The organism is Curtobacterium citri, assembly GCF_030362955.1.
GTDB classification, from domain to species: domain Bacteria; phylum Actinomycetota; class Actinomycetes; order Actinomycetales; family Microbacteriaceae; genus Curtobacterium; species Curtobacterium citri.
In genome coordinates this window covers 60,789-80,231 of record NZ_JAUCML010000002.1, presented here as the reverse complement: position 1 = coordinate 80,231, position 19,443 = coordinate 60,789, and the positions used below count along the sequence as shown (strand labels likewise).

General features: G+C 73.2%; 20 protein-coding genes. 11 read left to right on the top strand and 9 right to left on the bottom strand.

Features of this window, described 5'->3' with window-relative positions; all coding sequences use genetic code 11:
- Positions 1–9 precede the first annotated feature (9 nt).
- A complete protein-coding gene (locus QUG92_RS02875; protein ID WP_289457603.1) occupies positions 10–1,326 on the bottom strand; it encodes an MFS transporter in 1,317 nt (438 codons plus the stop codon).
- Positions 1,327–1,474: 148 nt separating this feature from the next.
- Here QUG92_RS02875 and QUG92_RS02870 point away from each other — a divergent pair, with 148 nt between their 5' ends.
- From QUG92_RS02870 to QUG92_RS02860, 3 genes are all read left to right on the top strand, one after another.
- Positions 1,475–1,846 (top strand): FKBP-type peptidyl-prolyl cis-trans isomerase, encoded by a 372-nt coding sequence (locus tag QUG92_RS02870; protein ID WP_069711463.1) that lies wholly within the window; start codon positions 1,475–1,477, stop codon positions 1,844–1,846.
- A complete protein-coding gene (locus QUG92_RS02865) occupies positions 1,846–2,682 on the top strand; it encodes an aldo/keto reductase (protein WP_289457602.1) in 837 nt (278 codons plus the stop codon). The genes QUG92_RS02870 and QUG92_RS02865 overlap by 1 nt, the downstream gene beginning before the upstream one ends.
- Positions 2,683–2,813: 131 nt before the next feature.
- Positions 2,814–5,060: a HelD family protein gene (locus QUG92_RS02860; RefSeq protein WP_289457601.1), complete on the top strand. Its 2,247-nt coding sequence runs from the start codon at positions 2,814–2,816 to the stop codon at positions 5,058–5,060.
- A 140-nt stretch (positions 5,061–5,200) separates the two neighbouring features.
- Here the strand turns inward: QUG92_RS02860 and QUG92_RS02855 are convergent, their stop codons facing one another.
- From QUG92_RS02855 to QUG92_RS02845, 3 genes are read right to left on the bottom strand one after another with little or no spacing between them, the layout of a single operon-like run.
- Positions 5,201–5,473, bottom strand: coding sequence for a protealysin inhibitor emfourin (locus QUG92_RS02855; RefSeq protein ID WP_289457600.1), 273 nt, complete (start codon positions 5,471–5,473; stop codon positions 5,201–5,203).
- A gap of 17 nt (positions 5,474–5,490) precedes the next feature.
- Positions 5,491–6,546, bottom strand: coding sequence for a M4 family metallopeptidase (locus QUG92_RS02850; protein WP_289457599.1), 1,056 nt, complete (start codon positions 6,544–6,546; stop codon positions 5,491–5,493).
- A gap of 33 nt (positions 6,547–6,579) precedes the next feature.
- A complete protein-coding gene (locus tag QUG92_RS02845; protein ID WP_289457598.1) occupies positions 6,580–7,665 on the bottom strand; it encodes a glycoside hydrolase family 6 protein in 1,086 nt (361 codons plus the stop codon).
- A gap of 103 nt (positions 7,666–7,768) precedes the next feature.
- Between QUG92_RS02845 and QUG92_RS02840 the strand changes: the two genes are divergently transcribed.
- The 3 genes from QUG92_RS02840 to QUG92_RS02830 all read left to right on the top strand — a co-directional run bounded on the left by QUG92_RS02840 (position 7,769) and on the right by QUG92_RS02830 (position 9,376).
- Positions 7,769–8,215, top strand: a complete 447-nt coding sequence (locus QUG92_RS02840; RefSeq protein WP_289457597.1) for a VanZ family protein — start codon at positions 7,769–7,771, stop codon at positions 8,213–8,215.
- A 100-nt stretch (positions 8,216–8,315) separates the two neighbouring features.
- Positions 8,316–8,585 (top strand): 30S ribosomal protein S15, encoded by a 270-nt coding sequence (gene rpsO / locus QUG92_RS02835; RefSeq protein WP_022902140.1) that lies wholly within the window; start codon positions 8,316–8,318, stop codon positions 8,583–8,585.
- A 167-nt stretch (positions 8,586–8,752) separates the two neighbouring features.
- On the top strand, positions 8,753–9,376 hold the full coding sequence (locus tag QUG92_RS02830; RefSeq protein WP_289457596.1) for a CE1759 family FMN reductase: 624 nt from the start codon (positions 8,753–8,755) through the stop codon (positions 9,374–9,376).
- A 19-nt stretch (positions 9,377–9,395) separates the two neighbouring features.
- On the opposite strand, the gene QUG92_RS02825 is transcribed toward QUG92_RS02830, so the two are convergent.
- Positions 9,396–10,610, bottom strand: coding sequence for an aggregation-promoting factor C-terminal-like domain-containing protein (locus QUG92_RS02825; RefSeq protein ID WP_289457595.1), 1,215 nt, complete (start codon positions 10,608–10,610; stop codon positions 9,396–9,398).
- A gap of 280 nt (positions 10,611–10,890) precedes the next feature.
- Here QUG92_RS02825 and QUG92_RS02820 point away from each other — a divergent pair, with 280 nt between their 5' ends.
- On the top strand, positions 10,891–13,164 hold the full coding sequence (locus QUG92_RS02820) for a polyribonucleotide nucleotidyltransferase (protein WP_182047086.1): 2,274 nt from the start codon (positions 10,891–10,893) through the stop codon (positions 13,162–13,164).
- Between the two features lie 78 nt (positions 13,165–13,242).
- Here QUG92_RS02820 and QUG92_RS02815 read toward each other — a convergent pair whose 3' ends face one another.
- Together QUG92_RS02815 and QUG92_RS02810 are read right to left on the bottom strand one after the other, a co-directional pair.
- Positions 13,243–13,776 (bottom strand): YbhB/YbcL family Raf kinase inhibitor-like protein, encoded by a 534-nt coding sequence (locus tag QUG92_RS02815; protein ID WP_182047085.1) that lies wholly within the window; start codon positions 13,774–13,776, stop codon positions 13,243–13,245.
- Positions 13,777–13,888: 112 nt separating this feature from the next.
- The gene (locus QUG92_RS02810) at positions 13,889–14,536 is read right to left on the bottom strand and encodes a TetR/AcrR family transcriptional regulator (protein ID WP_182047084.1); all 648 of its coding nucleotides are present in this window, start codon (positions 14,534–14,536) and stop codon (positions 13,889–13,891) included.
- 246 nt (positions 14,537–14,782) lie between these two features.
- Here QUG92_RS02810 and QUG92_RS02805 point away from each other — a divergent pair, with 246 nt between their 5' ends.
- Positions 14,783–16,117, top strand: coding sequence for a M16 family metallopeptidase (locus QUG92_RS02805; protein WP_069713551.1), 1,335 nt, complete (start codon positions 14,783–14,785; stop codon positions 16,115–16,117).
- 5 nt (positions 16,118–16,122) lie between these two features.
- Positions 16,123–16,725 (top strand): histidine phosphatase family protein, encoded by a 603-nt coding sequence (locus QUG92_RS02800; RefSeq protein WP_069713561.1) that lies wholly within the window; start codon positions 16,123–16,125, stop codon positions 16,723–16,725.
- Between the two features lie 58 nt (positions 16,726–16,783).
- Here QUG92_RS02800 and QUG92_RS02795 read toward each other — a convergent pair whose 3' ends face one another.
- Positions 16,784–17,272, bottom strand: a complete 489-nt coding sequence (locus tag QUG92_RS02795; protein WP_182047082.1) for a GNAT family N-acetyltransferase — start codon at positions 17,270–17,272, stop codon at positions 16,784–16,786.
- Positions 17,273–17,294: 22 nt separating this feature from the next.
- Here QUG92_RS02795 and QUG92_RS02790 point away from each other — a divergent pair, with 22 nt between their 5' ends.
- Positions 17,295–18,041 (top strand): 4-hydroxy-tetrahydrodipicolinate reductase, encoded by a 747-nt coding sequence (locus QUG92_RS02790; RefSeq protein WP_182047081.1) that lies wholly within the window; start codon positions 17,295–17,297, stop codon positions 18,039–18,041.
- A gap of 3 nt (positions 18,042–18,044) precedes the next feature.
- Positions 18,045–18,521 (top strand): tetratricopeptide repeat protein, encoded by a 477-nt coding sequence (locus tag QUG92_RS02785; protein ID WP_434533034.1) that lies wholly within the window; start codon positions 18,045–18,047, stop codon positions 18,519–18,521.
- Here QUG92_RS02785 and QUG92_RS02780 read toward each other — a convergent pair.
- Complete coding sequence (locus QUG92_RS02780) at positions 18,518–19,429, bottom strand: TIGR01777 family oxidoreductase (RefSeq protein ID WP_289457594.1); 912 nt, start codon at positions 19,427–19,429, stop codon at positions 18,518–18,520. The two genes, QUG92_RS02785 and QUG92_RS02780, sit on opposite strands and share 4 nt — an antisense overlap.
- Positions 19,430–19,443 lie beyond the last annotated feature (14 nt).

Genomic DNA, 19,443 nt, shown 5'->3' with positions numbered 1-19,443 from the left:
CGACGGCGGTCAGTTCGCGTGCGGGTGCAGCGCGTCGTAGCGGCGGAAGGACGGCACGAGCCGGAGCAGCAGCGCGACGAGCCCGATGATGAGCACGCCGCCGATGACCGGCGGGTACGCGATGCCGGCCGCGACGACGAGGCCGGCGTAGAGGTCGCCGAGCCGCGGGCCGCCGGTGACGACGACGATGAAGATGCCCTGGAGCCGCCCGCGCATGCCGTCGGGCGACGCCGCCTGCAGGATCGTGTTCCGGAACACCGAACTGACGTTGTCGGCGCCGCCCGCCGCGGCGAGGAACAGTGCCGCCAGCCCGAGCGCGGGCAGGATCCCGGTGCTGAAGGCCTCGCCCGAGCGACCGCCGAGCACGTGCGCGAGCGCGATGACCACGCCGAACGCCGCGATCGCCGCTCCGTAGGCGGTGATCGCCCAGCCCACGGCCTCGCCCTGGCGCCGCACGTGGCCGAGCGGACCGGAGAACACGCTCGACAGCAGCGCGCCGATCGCGTAGGCGGCGGTGAGCGTCCCGACCGTGATCGATCCACCGCCGATCACGAGCGCGCCGATCGCGGGGAAGAGCACGCGGGGCTGCCCGAACGTCATCGCGACGATGTCGAGCACGAACGTCATCGTGATGTTCCGGGAGCGTCGGAGGAACCGGGCGCCCTCGACGAGCGAGCCCAACCCCGGCCGCAGGGCGTCGCGGTCGGCGGCCATGCGCGGCAGGGTGAGGACGCCGAGGAACGCGAACGTGAACAGGACCACGTCGATCGTGTAGGTCGGCGCGAAGCCGACGCTCGCGATGAGCACCCCGGCGATCGCCGGACCCACGGTGACCTGGAACCCGGAGGCGATGCCGCCGAGGGCGCTCGCCGCGGGGAGCAGGTCGGTGCCGACCAGGCGCGGGACGATCGCCGACCGCGAGGCGTTGCTCACCGTCGCGGCCACGGCGTTGACGGTCGCGAGCACGTAGAGCAGCGCGACGCTGTGCAGCCCGAGCCAGGCGTGCGTGGCGATGAGCGCGACCGCGCCCCAGGCGACGATCGACGACACCAGGGCCACGAGCCGCCGGTCGAAGGCGTCGGCGAGCATGCCGCCGTAGAGCCCCGCGACGATCATCGGCACGAGGGCGATGACGCCGACGAGCGCCACGGCGAAGGTCGAGCGGGTGATCTCGTAGACCTCGAGGCCGACGGCGACGGTGGTCATCTGCGTGCCGATGCCGGCGATCGCGGTACCGGCCCAGAGCCGCGCGAACGCGGGGGAGCGGCGGAGCGGGGTGAGGTCGGCGAGCAGGCGGCGGCGCGGGGCGATGTCAGGTCGTGTCACGGTGGAACCATTCTGGTGCCCCCGCCGCACGAGCGGGCGGAATCGGTCGCAACGGTCCGTCCACCGCGACGGATCGTGCCCGTTCGCGGGCAGCGAGACCACCGCGCGGCCCGGATCGGCCGCGCACCGACCTGGTTGACTGGCCGGCATGACTGACCTCAACAGCAAGCCCGAGTTCGACGCCCCCGAGGGCCCGGCCCCCACCGAGCTCGAGATCACCGACATCGTCGAGGGCTCCGGCGACGAAGCCACCGCCGGCTCGACGGTCAAGGTGCACTACGCCGGCGTCGAGTACGAGACCGGCGACGAGTTCGACAGCTCCTGGAACCGCGGCGAGCCCATCGACTTCCCGCTCGCGGCGCTCGTGCGCGGCTGGCAGGAGGGCATCCCCGGCATGAAGGTCGGCGGCCGCCGCAAGCTCGTCGTCCCGCCGGAGCTGGCCTACGGCCCCGCCGGCGGCGGACACTTCCTGTCCGGCAAGACCCTCATCTTCATCATCGACCTGCTCGGGGTCCGCTGATGCAGGTCGGCGCGCCCACCATCGAGCTGAACGACGGCCACCGCTTCCCGGAGCTCGGCCTCGGCACCTACGGGCTGAACGGCGACGAGGGCACCGCTGCCGTCGGTGCGGCGATCACGAGCGGCTACCGGCTGCTCGACACCGCGCTGAACTACGGCAACGAGGACGCCGTCGGCCGTGCCGTCCGCGAGTCCGAGGTCGACCGCGAGGACCTCGTCGTCACCTCGAAGCTGCCCGGTCGCCACCACGGCTACGACGAGGCGCACCGGTCGATCGACGAGACGCTCGGGAACCTCGGGCTGGACCGCGTCGACCTGTACCTCATCCACTGGCCGAACCCGTCGGTCGGCAGGTTCGTCGACACGTGGAAGGCCTTCGTGGACCTCCGGGACAGCGGCAAGGTCCGTTCGATCGGCGTCTCGAACTTCACGCCCGAGCACCTCGGGGCGATCATCGACGCCACCGGTGTCGCGCCCGCGGTGAACCAGGTCGAGCTGCACCCGTACTTCCCGCAGGCCGAGCTCCGCAAGGTGCACGCCGAGTACGGCATCGTCACCGAGAGCTGGAGCCCGCTGGCGAAGCAGTCCGAGCTGCTCACCGAGCAGCCGGTGCTCGACGCGGCCGCCGCGCACGGGGTGACGCCGGGCCAGGTCGTCCTGCGCTGGCACGTCCAGCTCGGTGCCGTCCCGGTGCCGAAGTCCGGCGACGCGGACCGGCAGCGCGAGAACCTCGACGTCTTCGGCTTCGAGCTCTCCGACGACGAGGTCCGCGCGATCTCCGGGCTCGAGCGCGGTCGCTTGTGGGACGGCGACCCGGACACGCACGAGGAGATGTAGGGCCGAGTGCCCGGGACGGGAGGCGCGTGGCGGGGTCCGCCACGCGCCTCCCGTCCGTCCGGCGTCACGACGCCCCTCGTGGTCGCCCGGCGGGACTACACTGGACACCCCTGTTTCCCGAAGGGTGGCGTGTGTCCGAACCGACCGAGATCGACCGTGAGCGTGGGTACGTGGACGGGCTCTTCGCCCGTCTCGACGAGCTGACGGCCGACGCCGAGCAGCGCCTCGCCGAGACCCGCCGCCAGGCGGTGGGCGGCAACCACCAGAGCCGCAGCGAACGCGATGCGTACGCCCGGCTCTACGAGGACACCGTCGCGACGCTCGAGCGGGTCGGCGACCGGCTCGTGTTCGGTCGGCTCGAGGTCGCGGACCCCGACTCCACCGAGGACGCCTTCCGGTACATCGGCCGCGTCGGCCTGCGCGACGACGAGCACCGGCCGCTCCTGCTCGACTGGCGCGTCCCCGGTGCGAGCGCCTTCTACCAGGCGACCGCGGCGCACCCGATGGGGATGCGCGCCCGCCGACACCTGACCCTCGAGGGCCGCACGGTCGAGGGCGTCGAGGACGAGGTGTTCGACGCCGCGCTCTACGACGACGAGCGCACCCACCTGCAGGGCGAGGGGGCGCTGCTCGCGGCCGTCACCGTCGAGCGCACCGGCCGGATGACCGACATCGTCGCGACCATCCAGGGCGAGCAGGACCGCATCATCCGGTCGCCCCTCGAGGGCGTGCTCGTCGTGCAGGGCGGCCCCGGCACCGGCAAGACCGCCGTCGCGCTGCACCGCGCCGCCTACCTGCTCTACTCGCACCGCGAGCGGCTCCGTGGCTCCGGCGTGCTCGTGGTCGGTCCGTCGCCGGCCTTCCTCACCTACATCGAGCAGGTGCTGCCGTCCCTCGGCGAGACCGGCGTCGTGATGGCGTCGCTCGGGTCGCTCTACCCGGGCGTGCACGCGACGACGCACGACCACGGGGACGTCGCCGCGGTCAAGGGGTCGGCGCAGATGGCCTCGCTGCTCCACCGGGCCGTGCGGTCCCGCCAGGTCGTCCCGACGACGTCGGTCACCCTGGAGGTCGAGGGCGAGCGGCTCACCGTGCCGCCGCAGCTCGTCGCCGACGCGCTCAAGCGCGCGCAGGACCGGGGGAAGCCGCACAACGTCGCCCGCGTCACGTTCAACAAGATCGCGCTCGACGCCATGACCCGCCTGCTCGCCGAGCAGCTGCGGGCGCGCGGCACGACCGTGGACGAGGCCGACGAGAAGGTCCTGCGCGAGGACATCCGCAGCTCCTACGACGCCCGGGTCCTGCTCAACACCGCGTGGCTGCCGCTGCCCCCGGAGAAGTTCCTCGAGGACCTGTACGCGCGGCCGAACTGGCTCGCCTCGCTGACCCCCGACTGGACGCCCGAGCGCCGCGCCCTGCTGCAGCGGTCCCGTGGTACCGCGTGGACGATCGAGGACGTCCCGCTGCTCGACGAGGCCGCCGAGCTCCTCGGCCCGTTCGACCCGACCGGCGGGGCCGCGAAGCGCGCCGCGAAGGCGAGCCGGAACCGGGACATCGAGAACGCGCGCCAGGCGATCGAGAACATGGGCGTCGAGGGCATCGTCAGCGCCGAGCAGGTCGCGGGGTCCTTCGCCGAGGGCGGCGACCCGCGCACGACCGCCGAGCGCGCCGCCGAGGACCGCGAGTGGACCTACGGACACATCGTGGTCGACGAGGCGCAGGAGCTCTCGCCGATGCAGTGGCGTGTGCTCGCCCGTCGGAACCCGCTGCGGTCCTTCACGATCGTCGGCGACACCGCGCAGGGCTCCTCACCGGCAGCCGCGCGGACGTGGGACGACGTGCTCGGCGCCCTCGCCCGGCGTCGTCGGGGCCGTGCGCCGGTCGTGCCGCTCGACCACCGCATCGAGGAGCTCACGGTCAACTACCGGACCCCGCGCTCGATCGTGCAGGCCGCCGGGGCGTTCGCCGCCGCCGCCGGACTGACGGTCACCCGGACCGAGGCCGTGCGCGACGGCGACCCGGTCGACCGCGTCACGGTGCCGCGTGCGGCGCTGCTCGACGCGGTCGCCGAGCGGGTCGACGCCGAGCGCGACCGGATCGGCTCGGGCACCATCGGGGTCGTCGTGCCCGAGGCCGACGTGGCCGCGGTCCGGGAGCGCCTGGCACGGACCGACGCCGACGTCCGCGGGCTCGGTTCGCCGCGTCCCGGCTCCGTCACGGTGCTCACCGGCGCCGACGCGAAGGGCCTCGAGTTCGACGGCGTGCTGCTCGTCGACCCGGACCGGGTGGGAGCCGACGCGGCGCGCGCCGCGGCCGCCGTCTACGTCGCGATGACGCGTCCGACGCGACGGCTCGTGGTCGTCGACGTCACCGACTGACGGACGGGAGGCACGTGGCGGCAGCGCCGCGCGCCTCCCGTCGGGCACAGAGCACGACGGCACACGGCGCGTCGGCGCGTCGGCACACGGCACGTCGGCACCCGGCGTGCCGGCACCCGGCGCGTGCTCCCGCACCCCGCTCAGTCCGGGTCGCCCTCGTCGCGGACGCGGCGCACCAGGGCCGCCCACGGGCCGTCCAGCTGACTGCCGGGGATGGTCACGGTGGTCCTGGCGACCGTCACGGTCCAGGTGAAGTCGTCGGGGACCGCGCGTCTCCGGCGCACGGGCTCCTCGCGGGGGAGCGCGCCGACCAGGTCGTACCAGGCGTCCGGGTCGTCGCGCGACTCGGTGTCGACCCGCCAGCCCCGCGAGGTCCCGGCGAGTCCACCACTGCGGCGGACGACGATGTGCATGCTCCGGTTCTACGCCGTCACGACGCGGCGAGCACGCCCACCGTGCGCCAGGCGTCCCGCACCGCGGTGTGCTCCGCCGAGCCGTCGCCGAAGCGGTCCGCGGCGGCGCGCACCGTCACCCCGGCGAAGCCCGCGAAGTCGATCCCGGCGGTCGTCTCCGCCGAGGTGAGGGCGTCCCACCAGACGGCGCCGGCACCCTCCCACGCGTGTCCGCCGATCGCGGTGGCGGCCAGGTAGAAGGCGTGGTTCGGGATGCCGGAGTTCAGGTGCACCCCGCCGGAGTCCTCGGTCGTCTCGACGTAGTCGGCCATCGTCGCCGGCTGCGGGTCCTTGCCGAGCACCGGGTCGTCGTAGGCGGTGCCCGGTGCCCGCATGGACCGCAGCGCGACCCCGTGCACGGCGTCCGTGAAGAGGCCCTCGCCGATGAGCCACGTCGCCTGGTCGGCGGTCTGTCCGGCGGCGTACTGCGCGACGAGCGAGCCGAAGACGTCGCTGACCGACTCGTTGAGCGCGCCGGACTGCCCCTCGTAGGTCAGGTCCGCGGTGTACTGGGTGACGCCGTGCGCGAGCTCGTGCCCGATGACGTCGAGCGCGACGGTGAAGCGCCGGAAGACCTCGCCGTCCCCGTCGCCGAACACCATGCGGCTGCCGTCCCAGTACGCGTTGTCGTAGTCCTGCCCGTAGTGCACGGTCGCGTCGAGGGGGAGACCCGCGCCGTCGATCGACACCCGTCCGAACACGTCGAGCCAGAACGCGTGCGTCGCCCCGAGGCCCGCGTACGCCTCGTCGGTCGCGGCGTCGCCCGAGTCCGGGTCGCCCTCGCGCCGCACGACGGTGCCGGGCAGCGTCGTCGAGCCGTGCGCGTCCGCGACGGTGCGCTGCGGGGACCGGTCGACGGTGCCCGTGACGCCCTGCGGCCGGACGCGGTGCTCGTGCTTGGGTGCGGCGACGGCCGACATCTCGGCCAGGGCGGTCCTTGCCGCCGAGGCGGCGCGGGGGTGCTCACCGGCCGCGGCGACGGCGCGCAGCAGGTAGGGCGGGACGACGGAGCGGCGACGGTCGGTGGCGGTCATGGCGACATGCAACCACCGACGTCCGACGGGCGGTCAGTCGCGGACGCGGTGCTCGACCAGGGCCAGTGCGTACGACTCCCACCACCGCCCGGCCGCCGGTCCGCCGTTGCACGTGCCGTCGCTCAGTCCGGGCGTCTTCACCCACAGCAGGGCGTCGAGGCGGGTCGTCCCGCGGGTGACGTGCGGTGCCTGCCCGAGGCCGACGCCCTCGGGGTTGCACCAGGTCCCGCGCCACCCCTGCCCGTTCCGCGAGACGTCGATGACGTAGTGGGGATCGTCGCCGACGGCGTCCGCCAACCGGTCGGCGTAGGCACGCTCCTGGTCGACCCGGTAGAAGTTCGAGACGTTCGTGGCGAAGCCCTGCGTCCGGTCCACCCCGGCCCGGCGGAGCCAGTCGGCCATGGTCGCCACCGGCACCCGGTCCTCGTTGCCGCCGTCGAGGTAGACCGTCAGCCCGTGCCCGGCGAGCTCGTCGACCGCCCGGTCGAGCAGCCGCAGCCGGTCGTGCCCGAGGCGCTCGCACACGTGGATCTGCGCGATCGAGTCCGGTTCCACCAGGACCACGGCGTGCGACCCGGCCATCGCCCGGACCGCCGACCGGACCCACGGCAGGTACGCGTCGTCGCTCGTGCCGCCGGCCGAGTAGCTGCCGCAGTCGCGGTCCGGGATCGCGTAGAGCACGAACACCGGGGTGCGGTCCTGCTGCTCGGCGCTGCGGACCACCCGTCGGACCGTCTGCGCCGTGGCCCGCTCGGACGGGTCGGTCAGCCAGGTCGCCACCGGCTCGTCGGCGATGACGTCGATGCGTGCGGCGGTGGTGTCCCGCCCGTCCGCACGCGCCTCGGCCGCCTGCCGCGCCGCCTGGTTGACGGCGGACGGCTGGCGCGCGAGACCGCCGGGGAACGCCTCGGCCGCCGTGGCCCTCGCCGCGACCGGCCGGTCGCTCGAGCGTCCGTCCGGGCCGATCCCGTCCGGATCGCGCGCGGGCAGGACGGCGAGCACGACGGCGGCGACGAGCCCGCCCGCGACCAGTGCGCCGACCCCGAGCCACGCCCACTGCCGACGACCGGCACCGGACCGGACCGACGTCCGGTGGTCGCGTTCCCCCTGGTGCGGCATGCCCCCATGCTCGCAGGAGCGGGAGCCTCGGTGCCAGCGGAGCCGGGCGTCCACCCAGGTGGGACGCGGGCTCCTGCCAGGACGGCACGGCGATACTGACCGGATGTTCCGGAAGCTCCTGCTGCTCGCCGTCACCGTCGGCTACGCCTGGGTGATCTGGCGGATGACGCTCACGCCGCAGGTCTTCACCCACGCGCAGGGCGAGCTCGTGCAGCACGCCATCGCCTGGCTGCAGCGGCTGCCGCACGGCACGTGGTTCTCGTACGACCGCGTGGAGTTCCTCGCGAACATCGGGATGTTCGTGCCCGTCGGCATGCTCGCGGCGCTCTGGTTGCCGCGGCGCTGGTGGCTGCTCGGCGCCGTCGTCGCCGTCGGGCTCTCCGTCGGCATCGAGGTGGCGCAGGCGCTGTACCTGCCGTACCGGGTCGCCGACCCCCGCGACGTGCTGTCGAACGGGCTCGGCGGCATGCTCGGCGCGACGCTCGTCGGACTGTTCCGGAGTCTGCTGCCCGCACCCCGGCGTCAGCGGCTCCGCGCCCGCACGGTCTGAACTCTGGTAGTCTCGTCCGGTTGCCGTCGAACGGCCGCGGATCAAGAGCGCTCGTGCATCAGGTACGGGCACCGCGCAACGGACAGAGAGGGGATCATCCATGGCACTTGACGCGAAGGTCAAGCAGGAGATCATCGAAGAGTACGCGACCCACCCGGGCGACACCGGATCCCCCGAGGTCCAGGTCGCCGTTCTGACGCGTCGCATCAACGACCTGAACGAGCACCTCAAGGAGCACAAGCACGACCACCACTCGCGTCGTGGTCTGCTGCTCATGGTCGGTCAGCGTCGCCGTCTCCTCGGTTACCTCTCCGACGTCGACATCAACCGCTACCGCGCGCTCATCGAGCGTCTCGGCCTCCGCCGCTAGGCAGTAGCGCCACTGGTCGACTCGCAGACACTGCGTGACCGAACGCCCCGGTCCTCCTCGTGAGGACCGGGGCGTTCCTCGTTCCCGGGGAATGTCGCCGTGGGCGGCGCGGTTCGGTACGATGTTCATGCAAACGCATTGAAAGACTCCCGAAGGGCAGTGCTCCCGTGACCACCATCGCCGTCGTCTCCGCCGGACTCTCCGAGCCCAGCTCCACCCGTCTGCTCGCCGACCGCCTGGCCAGCGCCGCGGTCACCGCCGTCGAGGCCGACCAGCCCGGCACCGCGGTGGACGTCCGGCACGTCGAGCTGCGCCCGATCGCCCACGAGATCGTCGACGCGATGCTCACCGGGTTCGCCGCGCCGGGGCTCGCCGCCGCGCAGGCGACCGTGCTCGAGGCCGACGCGGTCGTGTTCGTCACGCCGGTCTTCACCGCCGGCGTGAGCGGTCTCGCGAAGTCGTTCCTCGACGTGCTCGACAAGGACGCCGTGGCGGACCTGCCGGTGCTGCTGGCCGCGACGGGTGGCACCGCCCGTCACTCGCTGGCGATCGACCACGCACTGCGACCGGTGTTCGCCTACCTGCGCGCCGCCGTCGTGCCGACCGGCGTCTTCGCCGCCACGGACGACTGGGGGAGCCCCGAGGACGCGGCCGCGCTCGACGCACGCATCCGCCGGGCCGGGGTCGACCTGGCCTGGGCGATCCGCGCCTCCCGGCGGGCGCCGCAGCAGGTGGACGTGCTCGCGGCACCGACCGACTTCGCGTCGCTGCTCGGCGGCCTCGGCCACTGAGCGGGTCGCCCCGTGGGGGTCAGTACCAGTGCGGGTTCTCGCTCATCTCGTGGTTCCACGCGGCGCAGGGGGAGCCGTAGGCGTCGTGGATGTACGCGAGCCCCCAGTCGATCTGGGTCGCGGCGTTCGTCCGCCAGTCCGCCCCCGCGACGGCCATCTTGCTCGCCGGCAGTGACTGCGGGATGCCGTAGGCCCCGCTCGAGGCGTTGAGCGCGTTCGCCCGCCAGCTGGACTCCTGGTTCCACAGCGACACGAGGCACGAGAACTGGTCGCCGCCCCACCCGTAGGAGCCGATGGCGCCGCGGGCGTACGCCTGCGCGCCGGCGGGGTCGACGGCGACGCCGTCCGTGCTCGGGTAGGACGTGCCCGATCCGCCGCTCGTGGCGGCGGGCGTGGACGCCGCTGCGGCAGCCGCGGCCGCCGATGCCGCGGCTGCCGCGGCGGCTCGTTCGCGGGCGCGCTGCTGTGCCGCCTTCTGGGCCGCGACCTGCACACCCAGCTCGTACCGCTGCTCGGTCTCGGCGGTCGTGTCCCGCAGTTCCGCGAGCTGGGCGTAGAGCTCGTCGCTGTGCTGCTGCGTGTCGGCGACGCTCCGTGCGGCCGCGTCCGAGGCGGAGCGGGCGTCTGCCGACCGTTCCTCGGCGGCGCGCGCGAGCGTCGTCCGCTCGGACTCGGCCCGCTCGGCCTGGTCGTGCAGGGCGGACGCGGTGTGTCCGGCGACCGAGGCCTCGTCGAGCACGCCCTCCCACGTCGTCGAGAGCTGGTCCATCGCTCCGAGCTGGTAGAGCAGCTGCCGGGGGTCGTCGGCGGTCGCGATCCGCGTCGTCATCGCGTTGCCGCTGCCGTCCCGGTACAGGGTGGCGGCGAGCTGGCCGGCTCGTTCCCGGGCGCGGGCCGCCGTCCGGTCGGCGCTGTCCGCCTGGGACCGGAGGCTCGTGGCCGCCTGGGTGGCGGAGGCCAGGTCCGCCGCGGCGCGGTCGGACGCCGCTGACGCCTCGAGCGCGGCCTGCGACTTCGCCGCCGCGTCGGCCTGCACGGACCGGAGGGCGGACTGCACCTTCGTGGCCTCGGCCGCCGCGGCCTGCTCGTTGCCCTTCGCCCGCTGCACGTCCTGCCAGCTCGGGTACTGCTGGGTGTCCGCCGTCGCGGGGAGGGCGGTGGCCACCGGGGCGACGAGCGCGCCGACGACCACGGCCGCCGCGACGAGCACGCCCCGCGAAGGGGTGAAGCGCATGGCGGCAGGCTACCGGGGACACGCCCGTTCGCCGGGAGCAACACCCGCGAGCGACCTGAGGACTGGTAAAGTCCTCCTCGTCCGGGGACCGTTTCCCCGGGCGTCACAACACACACTGCGCAGACCGGGCACGGAGCTGGTCATCGGTGGTGGCTCGCGGGCAGTCCGTCCGTCCCGAGTGCTTCTACTGCTGACCAGACATGCGTCCCGACCCCTCGGCGCGCACGCACCATCGAGTGCCGTCGCCCAGGTCTGCCGAACACGTCAAGGAGGCACCCTTTTGGAGGGTCCCGAGATCAAGTTCGCCGAGGCCGTCATCGACAACGGCAAGTTCGGCAAGCGCGTCGTCCGGTTCGAGACCGGCCGACTCGCACAGCAGGCCCAGGGCGCGGTCGCCGCGTACCTCGACGAGGAGACCATGCTCCTCTCGGCCACCAGCGCCGGCAAGCACCCGCGCGAGGGCTTCGACTTCTTCCCGCTGACGGTCGACGTCGAGGAGCGCTCGTACGCCGCGGGCAAGATCCCCGGCTCGTTCTTCCGCCGTGAGGGCCGTCCGAGCACCGAGGCGATCCTCGTCTGCCGTCTGATCGACCGGCCGCTGCGTCCGTCGTTCGTCGACGGCCTGCGCAACGAGGTCCAGATCGTCATCACCGTCCTGAGCATCGCGCCGGACGAGTTCTACGACGCGCTGGCGATCAACGCCGCGTCGGCGTCGACGCAGATCTCCGGTCTGCCGTTCTCCGGCCCGATCGCCGGTGTGCGCCTCGCCCTCATCGGCGACCAGTGGGTCGCGTTCCCGAAGGCCTCGCAGCTCGCCGAGGCCGTGTTCGACCTCACCGTCGCCGGGCGTGTCGTCACCGACGACCAGGGCAACGAGGACGTCGCGATCATGATGGTCGAGGCCGAGGCCACCGAACACGCCTGGGGTCTCATCCAGGGCGGCGCCACGAAGCCCGACGAGGCGATCGTCGCGCAGGGCCTCGAGGCGGCCAAGCCGTTCCTCAAGGTCCTCGTCGAGGCGCAGGCGAAGATGGCCGCGCAGTCGGCCAAGGAGATCCAGGACTACCCGGTCTTCCCGCCGTACGCCCCCGAGGTCTACGACGCCGTCGAGGCCATCGCCCTCGACGAGCTCAAGGACGTCTACCAGATCGCCGGCAAGCTCGAGCGTCAGGACAAGGACGACGCCCTCAAGGCCCGCGTGAAGGAGGCCGTCGCCGCCAAGGTCGAGGCCGGGGAGCTCCCCGACAGCGCCAACGGCCAGGTCAGCGCCGCCTACAAGTCGGTCACGAAGAAGGTCGTCCGCGGCCGCATCCTGACCGAGCAGGTCCGCATGGACGGTCGCGGTCTCGCCGACATCCGTCCGCTCGACGCCGAGGTCGCCGTGATCCCGCGCGTCCACGGTTCGGCGATCTTCCAGCGCGGCGAGACGCAGATCCTCGGCGTCACCACGCTGAACATGCTCAAGATGGAGCAGCAGATCGACTCGCTGTCGCCCGTCACGAAGAAGCGCTACCTGCACCACTACAACTTCCCGCCGTACTCGACGGGTGAGACCGGTCGTGTCGGTTCGCCGAAGCGTCGCGAGATCGGGCACGGCTTCCTCGCCGAGCGCGCCCTCGTGCCGGTGCTGCCGTCGCGCGAGGAGTTCCCCTACGCCATCCGTCAGGTGTCCGAGGCCCTCGGCTCCAACGGTTCGACGTCGATGGGCTCCGTCTGCGCCTCGACCCTGTCGCTCCTCAACGCCGGTGTGCCGCTGCGCGCGCCGGTCGCGGGCATCGCGATGGGCCTCGTCTCCGACACCGTCGACGGTCAGACCCGCTACGCGGCGCTGACCGACATCCTCGGTGCCGAGGACGCCCTCGGCGACATGGACTTCAAGGTCGCCGGTACCTCGGAGTTCGTCACGGCGATCCAGCTCGACACGAAGCTCGACGGCATCCCGTCGTCGGTGCTCGACGCCGCGCTGAAGCAGGCCAAGGAAGCGCGCTCCGCGATCCTCGGCGTGCTGACCGAGGCGATCGACGCCCCCGACGAGATGGCCGACACCGCCCCGCGCGTGATCTCGGTGCAGATCCCCGTCGACAAGATCGGCGAGCTGATCGGCCCGAAGGGCAAGACGATCAACGGCATCCAGGACGAGACCGGTGCCGACATCTCGATCGAGGACGACGGCACGGTCTACATCGGCGCCGTCGACGGTCCGTCGGCCGAGGCCGCCCGCGCCCAGGTCAACGCGATCGCGAACCCGACGAACCCGGAGATCGGGGACCAGTTCCTCGGCACGGTCGTCAAGATCGCGACGTTCGGTGCGTTCGTGTCGCTGCTCCCGGGCCGCGACGGTCTGCTCCACGTCTCCGAGGTCCGCAAGCTCGCCGGTGGCAAGCGCGTGGAGAACGTCGAGGACGTGCTCGGCGTCGGCCAGAAGATCCTGGTCGAGGTCACGAAGGTGGACGACCGCGGCAAGCTGTCGCTCGCGCCGGTCGTCGCCGACGAGGTGGACACCGAGGGCCGCGACGACCACGCGACCCACGCCGAGGCGCCCGCCGAGGGCTGATCCCCGGACACCCGAACGGCCGCCGCTCCTGCTGGAGCGGCGGCCGTTCGCCGTTGCGGGCCGTGTGGGCGGTGCGGGTCAGGACGCGGGGGTCTCCTGCGTGCCCATCAGCTGCGCGCGGCCGAGCAGGTGCTCGCGGAGCACGAAGCCGACGACCGCCGGGGTGGCGTCCGCCGGGGCCTCGAGCACGGGGACGTCGAGCGCGCTGAGCGTGAAGAAGTACCGGTGCGGACCGTGGCCGGCGGGCGGTGCGGCACCGAGGAACGTGTCGGTGCCGTACTCGTTGCGGCGGCGCAGGGCCTCCGCGGGCAGCAGCGCGTCGTCCGTCCCGGCGCCCTGCGGCAGCGAGGTCGCCGAGGCCGGCAGGTCCGTGAGGCTCCAGTGCCAGAAGCCCGAACCGGTCGGGGCGTCGGGGTCGTACACGGTGAGCACGTAGCTCTGGGTGCCCTCGGGCGCGCCCTCCCACTCGAGGGCGGGGGAGCGGTCCTCGCCACCACCGCCGGCGTCGGAGCCGCGTGCCCAGTCGGGCAGGACGCCGCCGTCGGTGAAGTCGGGGCTGGACAGGGTGAAGGACGGGACCTCCGGGAGGTTCCAGTTGGGGTCGTTGGCCATGTGCCCAGCCAACACCCGGGCCCTGGTGCGTGGGTGGGACGCCACGGGAGGCGCGTGGCGGCGCCGCCACGCGCCTCCCGTCCGTCAGGTGGCCACCGTCAGGCGGTCAGCGTCAGACGGTCAGGACCCGTTCGGCGACCCGGCCGAGCGCCGCCGTCGCCGCGATCGCGTCGCCGGCGTACGCACCGGCCATCGCGCCGTCGCGCGCGAGCATGAGCTCGTCGGCGCCGTCGCCCGCGAGCGGGTGTCCGGCACGCTGCAGCAACGAAGCGAGCTGCTCGGTGTACCAGTCGCGGTGCGCGGCGACGACCTGGCGGACCGGGTCGCGCGGGTCGTGGTACTCGGCAGCGGCGTTGAGGAAGGCGCAGCCGCGGAACTCGGAGCGGCCGACCTCGTCGGAGACGGCGGCGACCCACGCGCGGACGGCGTCCGTCGGGCTGTCCGCGTCCGCCACGAGCTGCTCGAAGGCGCGCTGGACCCGCTCGTCCTGCGACCGGATGTAGGCCAGGATCAGGTTGTCCTTCGACCCGTAGTGCTTGTAGAACGTCGCCTTCGTGACGCTGGCCTCGGAGATGAGGCGGTCGACGCCGACGCCGCGGATGCCCTCCTCGTAGAAGAGCCGCGTCGCGGTCTCGAGGATGCGGACCTTCGCGCCGCCGGAACGGGGAGCCGGGGGGACGCTCGACCCGTCCGGCGACGCGAGGTTCGTGCTCGGGCCCGGGAGACGCTGGACGGCCGGTTGGGGGGAATCGACCGTCACAGCGCTGCTCCTCGGACTCATCGGCTTCGCGGGGGAGTGGGGGGACTCCCGCGCGCAGGACTGATGTCCCGAGCCACCGGGTCGGAATCTAGGGGGGCTTCCGACCCGATGGAAGAAACTGTACCACAGGGAGGACAGACAGACGAGTCTTTCTATCCTCACTCGATGTACCCCACTTCGAGGCACGTGGCTCCGGGCTGGGGAAACTGGGCAGCGGGCCGTGGCGGATCAGTAGGCTCCTACCCGATGAACCAGCCAGTGCCGTTGCCGCTCGGGTCGCAGGACACGTCGTTCCTGACGTCCGGCGGCGCCTTCGTCCGTCGAACCGTGTTGTCGTCCGGGGTCCGGGTCCTGACCGAGTCGGTCCCGGGGGCGAGCTCGACGAGCCTCGGCTTCTGGGTCGGTGTCGGCTCCCGCGACGAGCGCGAGGGGCAGTTCGGCTCGACGCACTTCCTGGAGCACCTGCTCTTCAAGGGCACCGCGAGCCGGAGCGCCCTGGACATCGCGATCGCGTTCGACTCCGTCGGTGGCGAGCACAACGCTGCCACCGCGAAGGAGTACACCTGCTACTACGCACGCGTGCGGGACACCGACGTCCCGATGGCGGTGGAGGTGATCGGCGACATGGTGACCGGCTCGGTGCTCGAGGCCGACGCGTTCGACGTCGAGCGCGGGGTCATCCTCGAGGAACTCGCGATGGCCGCCGACGACCCGGCGGACGTCGCGGGCGAGGCCTTCTTCGCCGCCGCGTTCGACGGGCACCCGCTGGGCCGCCCGATCGGCGGCACCCCGGAGAGCATCCGCGCCGTCGGCCGCGACGAGGTGCTCGACCACTACCGCGAGCACTACGCGCCGAACGGCATCGTCGTGACGGCCGCCGGTGCCGTGGACCACGACCGCTTCCGCGAGCTCGTCGAGCGGGTCTTCCGTGACGCCCCGAAGGCGTCGCCGCTCGCCCGTCGGACCCCGCAGCCCGTCGCCGACCCCGCCGTGCCGCGGCTCACTGTCGCGCACCGTCCGACCGAGCAGGTCAGCATGCTCCGCGGATCGCAGGGCCTCGACCTGCGTGACGACCGGCGACCGGTGCTCAGCGTGCTCAACGCCGTGCTCGGTGGCGGCATGAGCTCCCGGCTGTTCCAGGAGGTCCGGGAGCGTCGCGGACTGGCCTACGCCGTCTCGTCGTTCGCGCCGGCGTACCTCGACAACGGCGCGTTCGGCGTGTACGCCGGGTGCGCGCCGGACAACGTCGCCGGGGTCGTCGAGATCATCGACGCCGAGTTCGCCCGCATGGTCGACGACGGCATCACGGAGGACGAGCTCCGACGCGCGAAGGGGCAGATCGAGGGGGCGCTGACCCTCTCGCTCGAGGACTCCGACGCCCGCATGACCCGGCTCGGGCGCTCCGAGCTCGGCACGGGCGAGTTCACCGACCTCGGCACCGCGCTGCAGCGGGTCGACCGCGTGACCGCCGCCGACGTGCTCGACCTCGCGCGGGACCTGCTCACCCGTCCGACGATCACCTCGGTCGTCGGCGCGGTCGAGCGGGACCGACTCGCCGCCGCCATCGGTGCCGAGGGGTGACGGACGTGTCCCACTACCTGTACCTCGTGCGCCACGGTGAACACCAGGACGCCGAGCACGGGCTCCGCGACGGCAAGCTGTCCGAGCGGGGCAAGCGCCAGGCGATGCTCGTCGCCGACCGGCTCGGCGGGGTGCCCTTCGACGGTGTGTACCACTCGCCGCTCGACGCCCCGAGCGAGACGGCGTCGTTCCTCGCGCAGCGGCTGCCGGCCGTCCAGCCCGAAGCGTCCACGCTGCTCTTCGACTGCATCCCCTCGGGTCCGACCCCGGACATGCCGCACGCTTACCAGGGCTGGTACGGCGGCGTGACCGAGGAGGAGATCGTCGCCGGCCAGGCGCAGATGGGCGACGCGGTCGCCGAGTGGTTCACCCCCGCGCGCGAGGACCGGCACGACCTGCTCATCACCCACAACGCGGTGATCGGGTGGTTCGTGCGCGAGGCGTTCCAGGCCCCGGAGTGGCGCTGGATGGGCACGAACGTCGCGCACACCGCGCTGACGATCATCCGCATCCGCTCCGCGAAGCCGGCCGAGGTCGTCACGCTCAACGACCTGGCGCACCTGCCCGTCGAGTTGCGCACGGGCCTGCCGGTCGACCAGCCCGTCTAGCGTCCGGCGTCCGGCGTCCGGCGTCCGGGCGGGCACCGGCCTGGAGGCGCTGCTCGCCTCAGCGCACCGGCTTGCGGTACCAGGCGGTCGCGTTCGGGTTCTCGTTGAACGGTTCGACCCGCTGGTAGCCCCGACTCCGGTACATCGCACCCGCGGCGACCAGGGAGTCGTTCGTGTCGAGGACCACGCTCGTGGCACCGAGGTCCCGCGCCGCCTGCTCGAGCGCGTCCATGAGTGCGGTCGCGACACCCCGTCCGCGTCCGCCGGGGGTGACGTAGACGTGCTTGACCTCGAACCGGACGTCGTCGCCGTCGTCCGCGATCCGTCGGAGACCGCCGCAGCCGACCGGGACCTCGGTGCCGTCCGCGGTGTCGACCGCGAGCGCGAAGGTACCGTCCGGGGCGACGAACTCGGCCGCCGGGGTGCGCTTGCGCGAGTAGGAGCCCTGCGCACTCGGGAACGTCGCCTCGCGCTCGTCGAGGTAGGCGTCGAGCAGGGCGTCCACCTCGGGGGCGTCGGCGGGTACGGACCTGACCTGGAGCGACATGGGTCGATCCTAGGATGGGGGCATGGTCACTCCCGTCGCCGTCGTCGGCGCCACCGGTCGTCTCGGGGGCCTCGTGGCCTCCGTCGTGGAGTCGCTCGACGGCTTCGAGCTCGTCGCGTCGCTGTCCTCGAAGGACGCCGTGCACGAGGCGCCGCCGTCGGTGTTCGGGGGAGCTGCCGTCGTGGTGGACGTGACCGTGCCGGCGCTCAGCCCGGCGATCGTCGAGCACGCGCTGGCGAGCGGCGCGAACGTGCTCGTGGGGACCTCCGGCTGGTCGCTCGACCGGCTGGCGTCGCTCCGTGCCGGGCTCGAGGACCGGCCCGAGCAGGGCGTCCTCGTCGTGCCGAACTTCTCCATCGGCTCCGTGCTCGCGACGCACCTGGCCACCATCGCCGCGCCGTGGTTCCCGTCCGTCGAGATCGTCGAGACGCACCACGCGGGCAAGATCGACAGCCCGTCGGGCACCGCCGTGCGCACCGCGGAGCTGATCGCCGACGCCCGGCGCGACGTGGGCCCGGTCGACGCCCCCCACGTGGACCAGCGCGCCCGTGGGCAGCAGGTCGCGAGCGTCCCGATCCACTCGCTCCGGCTGCCCGGCGTGAAGGCCGTGCAGGACGTGCTCCTGAGCGGCCCGGGCGAGACCGTCACGATCCGCCACGACACGAACGACGACGTCGCGTACGTCGCCGGCATCCGCGCCGCACTGTCCGCCGTGGTCGGTGCCCGCGGGCTCACCGTCGGGCTCGGCAGCGTCCTCGGCGTGGGCTGAGCCGTGTCGACGCTCTGGCGGTCGCTCCGCTCCCCGTTCTGGGGCGCCGCGCTGATGACCCTGCTCCTCGCGCTCTACATCGTGCTCGTGGGCCAGCGCGCGGTCGCGTTCGTCCGGACCGGGCAGCCGATCGGCATCGGCATCGGCGTGGCCCTGTTCGTCGTCGCCGCGATCGGCGCGCTGCTCCTCGTGCTCGAGCTGCGCTTCGGCGTGCGCATCACCCGGCTCGGCGCGCGGCTGGAACGGGAGGGCGGCACCCCGGACGACGTCGTCCCCGTCCGTCCGTCGGGCCGCCCCACCCGCGAGGCCGCCGACGAGCTCTTCCCGCGGTACCGGGACGCGGTCGAGGCCGATCCCGACGACTGGCGGGGGTGGTACCGGCTCGGGGTCGTCTACGACGCCGCCGGTGACCGGAAGCGTGCCCGGGTGGCGATGCGGACCGCGCTCGCCAGGGCGGACCGGACCGCCAGGGCCGACTAGAACGCGGCGTCGACCGCGTCCTCGGCGCGCTCGTACCGGAACCGGTAGCCGGACTCGGTGAGCTTCCGCGGGACCATGCGCTGGCTCGAGAGCAGCATCTCGTCCGCGGCCTGGCGGAGCAGCGTCCGCAGCGCGAAGGCGGGCACGCTGAACAGGTAGGGCCGGTGCAGGTCCTCGGCGACCCGGCGCGTGATCCGGGTCGCGACCGCTGCCTCCGGTCCCGCCAGGTTGACCGGTCCCGTCACCCCGGCCGCGTCCGGACTGGTGGCGAGGTGGACGATCGCGCCCACCTCGTCCTCGAGGGCGATCCAGGGCCAGAACTGCCCGCCGGTGCCGAGCTTCCCGCCGAGGCCCGCCTTCGTCAGCGGCACGAGTGGCGCCAGCGCGCCACCGCCCTGTCCGACGACGATCCCGGTGCGGAGCAGCACGACGCGGACCCCCTCGGGTGCGGCGGTCGCGGCGGCCTCCCACCGGGTGCAGACCTCCGCGAGGAAGCCCGTGCCCGCGGTCGCGTCGTCGTCGAGGACGTCGACCGGGCGGTCGCCGTAGACGCCCGACGCCGACCCGGACAGGAAGAGCGCCGGGGGCGTCGTGGCGTGCCGCATCGCCTCGACGAGGGTCTCGGTGGCGTGCACCCGGGAGTCGAGGATCTCACGCTTGTACGACTCGGTCCACGGCAGCTTGCCGATGTTCGCGCCGGCGAGGTTGACCACGACGTCGGCACCGTCGAGGATCGCGGGGTCGAGCGGGCGGGTGCCGGGGGACCAGCGGAACTCGGACGCCGAGCGCGGGGCGCGGCGCACCAGGGTCGTGACGTGGTGTCCGGCGTCGCGCAGGGCACGGACGAGGGGGGTCCCGATGAAGCCGGACGCACCGGCGACGAGGATCGAGAGCGGCTGGGTCGACATGACCGCCACGGTAC